5 protein-coding genes are annotated in these 4266 nt (G+C 69.8%); 2 read left to right on the top strand and 3 right to left on the bottom strand.

Annotated features, from left to right (window positions below; genetic code table 11):
- Positions 1-357 precede the first annotated feature (357 nt).
- Complete coding sequence (locus AC08OO_RS19925) at positions 358-1671, top strand: hypothetical protein (protein ID WP_476618879.1); 1314 nt, start codon at positions 358-360, stop codon at positions 1669-1671.
- A gap of 99 nt (positions 1672-1770) precedes the next feature.
- On the opposite strand, the gene AC08OO_RS19920 is transcribed toward AC08OO_RS19925, so the two are convergent.
- From AC08OO_RS19920 to AC08OO_RS19910, 3 genes are all read right to left on the bottom strand, one after another.
- Complete coding sequence (locus tag AC08OO_RS19920) at positions 1771-2103, bottom strand: PH domain-containing protein (RefSeq protein ID WP_476618878.1); 333 nt, start codon at positions 2101-2103, stop codon at positions 1771-1773.
- 209 nt (positions 2104-2312) lie between these two features.
- Positions 2313-3332 carry a hypothetical protein gene (locus AC08OO_RS19915; RefSeq protein WP_476618877.1) on the bottom strand — a complete coding sequence of 340 codons (1020 nt, stop codon included), beginning with the start codon at positions 3330-3332 and terminating at the stop codon, positions 2313-2315.
- Positions 3333-3510: 178 nt separating this feature from the next.
- Complete coding sequence (locus AC08OO_RS19910; protein ID WP_084680800.1) at positions 3511-3702, bottom strand: MerR family transcriptional regulator; 192 nt, start codon at positions 3700-3702, stop codon at positions 3511-3513.
- A 182-nt stretch (positions 3703-3884) separates the two neighbouring features.
- Here AC08OO_RS19910 and AC08OO_RS19905 point away from each other — a divergent pair, with 182 nt between their 5' ends.
- Positions 3885-4232, top strand: a complete 348-nt coding sequence (locus AC08OO_RS19905; protein WP_035911088.1) for a hypothetical protein — start codon at positions 3885-3887, stop codon at positions 4230-4232.
- Positions 4233-4266: the final 34 nt, after the last annotated feature.

The raw sequence follows: 4266 nt of genomic DNA, 5'->3' as shown, positions 1-4266 counted from the left end.
GCCGGGCAGTCTCAAGGGCCGGCCACAGGCCGCGGACGGCCTGCCAGGCCGCGCCTGGGGTCCGGACGGGGAGCAGGTCGCGGCGCGGCATCGTCGGCGCGCCCGACTCTCCCCGTCCGGCCGGAGCCTCCCGGGTCGCAGTAGTGGCTGCCACCCTGGTGATCCTCCGTCCGGTGATCTCAGCCGTCCCGGGGGTGGGGTCCAGTCGCATCGGCCGCCCTCCCCGTCGTGTCGGCCGGCTGACCTGCCGGTGCACTCATGACACACTCTGGTACACATCCCGCACAGTCCGCGAACTGTTCACCCGCGCGGTAGCGATCGTTACCGCCCGGGATGCCGGTAGGAGGGGAGCCCGCCGTGCACACTGGTCCCGTCGTCCGCTCCGCACGTCAGCGGTACGTCGCCTACGCGCAGGATCTCGTCGCACGACTGGGCCCGAAGGTCAACAACACCTCGCTCGGAAGGATCATCAGGGCGGACCGGAACACGGTTGGCGCTGCGCTGCGCTGCGAGCAGCACGGCAAGCCGCACGCGCTGCCTACTCGGGAGGTGGTCGCCGCCCTCGACCAAGCCCTCGGCGCCGACGGCGAGCTGTACCGGCTGTGGCAGGACGCTGTGATGGAGCACACCGGGATAGAGATCAAACTCTACGGCGGTGGACGACCCGACATCCCGTGGCGGACAGTGGATATGGAGAAGGGGGTGGGTCCGACGGACAGGCGACAACTCTTCGAAGCGGGCGGCCTCACAGTCGCATCCGTCCTCGCCGTCACCAGCGGCGTCACCGAGCAATTGTCCAACGCCAAACCGAACATCTCCAAGGTCGCCGCAGCCGAGGACGCCCTCGCCACGCTCGACCGGGACATGTGGGCCGTGCACCCGGGAGAGCTGATCTCCCCGGCGTTCGAGGCGTACCGCGACGTCGAGGAGATGCTCGGCACCCGACTGAAGGCGCGGTATGTCCGCCGCCTCACCCTGCTGGCCGGCCAGCTCGCCGCCGGCCTGTCCACGGTCTGCCGCTACGGCGGCGAGGATCGGCTCGCTCGCGAGTTCATCGGCCTGGCCGAGGAGCACGCCGACGATGTCCAGGAGCCGGCGCTCATCGCGAGGGTCGCCGGGCTGCACTCCTGTATCGCGTTCGGCGCGAGCCAGTGGGGGCTCGCCGCGGAGACCGCCGACCGGGCACTGTCCGTCGGGGAGCCACACCAGCGTGCCCGATTTGCTGGCTACGCGGCCCGCGCCAACGCCGCCGCCGGCTATCGGGGGCGCGCCACCGAAGCACTTGAGATCATGAAACGGGACAAGGCGCCTGCTGTAGCCCGCGGGGTGTGGGACGACGCCGAGGAACACCTCGGGATCGCCGAGTGGGCCGCCCACACTCCCGGCGAGGGACGGACCGCGATCCGCCACGGCGAGCTTGCGGTAGAAACCGCCGTGCACGACCTCGTTGGTGTCGCCATAGCCCACCTACTCGTCGGGCACGGCTATCTCGATGGCGATCGGCCAGACCCGGACGCGGCTGCGCACGCCGGGCTTGCGGCACTCGACACAGTCGCGGTGGTGCCGAACGCCACGGTGTCGACCAGAGTGCAGACGTTGCACCGGCAGCTTGCGCCGTGGCCGCGGGAACCACTTGTGCAGGAGTTGGGCCGCCGGGTCGCCGCAGTCTGAGTCGCGGGCCTGAATTTTCAACGCCGGCCACGCGGGAGCCGGGCTCGGATTCGGGACGTCCGGGCGGTGTATCGGGCAGCAGCCCGGGATGTCCTCGGACTACCAGTCCCGCTGCTGGTGCCTCCGCGCTCGCTCGGCCATCTGATTCAGCATGTCCCGCACTCTCATCGGCTCCGAAACCGACTGGAGGATCACCGTGTCGTGGCCCCAGCCACGGCGCACATGCACGACCACGTCGCCAATGCTCCGGGCCTTCTGGACGAGGGTCTGTCGGACGTCGATATCGAACAGTAGGGCGATTTCGTACTGCTCGGTGGTCGTGGTCGCGATGCCGCGGGTCACGTACAGGCGGGTGCCGGCGATCCGGTAGCGGTCTGCGGCGCGTCCCCCAGAGGCGAGACCCGCGAGGGACTGGCTGGTCGCCTCCCACACAGTCTGTTCGTAGCCGTGATCGATCTCGCCGCGTGGGCGCGGTGGGTAGTCCTGGCGCCGGACTTCGGGGTGGTGCCGGCGGTCCGGTGGGTAAGCATCGCGGTACGGCTCAGGCTGACCTCGGTAGTTCACGTTGTTTCCCCCGTATCCTCCTGTAGTACCGAGGCAGCGTATTGCGTCCTGTAGGTTGCGCTGCGCGCAGGGTCCCGTCACCGTCGGCCCCGCGGCAGTCGGGCGCGCAGCTCGGCGAGGGCCTCCACGGCGGCCGGCGAGCGAGTGCAGGTCCGGGCCGCAGCTGTGACGGCCCGGGGCCCGCCCGAGGTGCTGCTGTCGGCGGCGAGGTCGGCGCACACCGGGCAGGGCGCGGGCTGTGTGTGAAGCCGGCACATGTTCCGCAGGTTCGGTGGCGTCGGCGTCACGGCCGAGCTGGCGGCGGCCGGGGCGGGTTCGAGGTCACGGATGCGGCGTCGGCGCACTGCGGCCGGGCTGCGGACCGGTCCGGACAGGGGCGCCCGGTAGGCATCGACGATCTGCGCGGGGGCGCAGCCGCGGGCGAGGGCGGCGGCGATGTCCGGGCGCCAGGAGGCGGGGAGCCGCTCGCCAACGACCAAGCGGCCGGCGAGGTCGGCGTACGGGTCCGCCTCGACGGCGTCGGTCGGCTCCTCAGCGTCGAGCGTGGGCGGATCGGGTTCGTCGTCGGTGGGCTCTGCTGCTGCTTGTAGTTCCAGGGAGCTTGCAAGGGAGGGGTCCGGTCCACCGGACGCAATTCGGCGGCCGACCGGACGCAACTCGCCGGTAACTTCCGTGTCTGCGTCCGGTCCACCGGACCCAAGTCCGTCGTGATCCTCGCGGTCTGCGTCCGCCCCACCGGACGCAATTACCTCGCCTGTGGGACTGTCTGGGCTTGCCTGCGTCCGGCCAGCCGGACCCATTTCGGCCGTCTCCTCGAACCGCGCCTCGTCGAACAGCAGCTCATAGACAGCGACGTGGCCCCGCCTGGCGCGCTCGATCTGGCGGATCAGCCCACGATCGGCGAGCTTGCCGAGGACCGCGGCAAGCTGAGAGCGGCTCTTGAGTCCCGAGCGGGCGAGGAGCTTGGGCAGGCCGGGTGAAGAGCGCCGCGAACCGCGGCGGGCATCCTCAGCGAGGATGAGCACGACCGTCCGCTCAGCGGGGGGCAGTTCCCCGGGAAGCAGGTCGAAGGCGGCAGCGACCCATCCCCAGCTCACAAGGCGCCCCAACAGGCGAGTGCAGTCGAGTCGTCGGGGGTCTGGCCGCCTTCGGGCAGGCTGCCGCGGGCATGATGGGACACGGATTGATGGCCCTTCCAAGGTAAGGGTTGTCGATCAAGGGCCCGTTCCGGTGCGACCAACACCGGGCGGGCCCGCTTCATGCGCGGGGGTGGTCTTACTCGCCGCTCTGGGCCTTCTCGGCGAGATCTGGCCGGTGCTGTCTGATCCAGTCCTCGACGTCTTCGCCGCGCCATACGTTGCCCATGGCGAGCTTGGTCACCGGATCAGGGAAGCCCTTCCCGTTGGTGATCTGGAAGACCCGTTGTCGGCTGACGCCGAGCCGTTTCGCGATCTCTGCCGCGCCCATGAGGTTCACAGCGCACATCGTAGTTGACGCACGCCTAGAGCGTGTGAATACTGGGGGCACGCGCTAGTCGGACACCAAGAGTGTGCGACTAGCTCAGGACCAACGAAGCGGCCCCGAACCGGTGATTCCAGCACCGGCCGGGGCCTAGACCTGAACCCCTGACCACAACAGGAGAACAAGCCTTGACCGACATTCTGCCGTACCCGTCGGACACCTACCTCGATGAGGAGCCGGGCCCGGCTACCCACGTCGGCCACGTCGACTTGGAGGGCATGACCTACGGCATCCACGATCTTGGCATCGGGGCGGGCGCGACCGTCGGCGAGATCATCGACGCCCTTCAGCAGCTCCCACGCGACATGGTGAGCACCGGGCAGATCGGCGGAAGCATGGATGTGCTGCTCGCCTTCTACGCACCCGAGGACCTCGACGGCGTCCTCGCCTTTTTCAACCAGCCCGGCCACGGGCACATCCATGAGGCGATCGGCGCCTACCGGGCCCGGCGCGCGGTCGCAAGCGAGGCGGCGTGAACGAGATCGTCCCGTTCCGCTTCCAGGGAGCCCC

This window comes from Frankia sp. CeCAU1, from assembly GCF_977971845.1.
The sequence above is the reverse complement of the archived record's forward strand: the minus strand, read 5'-3'. Positions and strand labels throughout refer to the sequence as shown.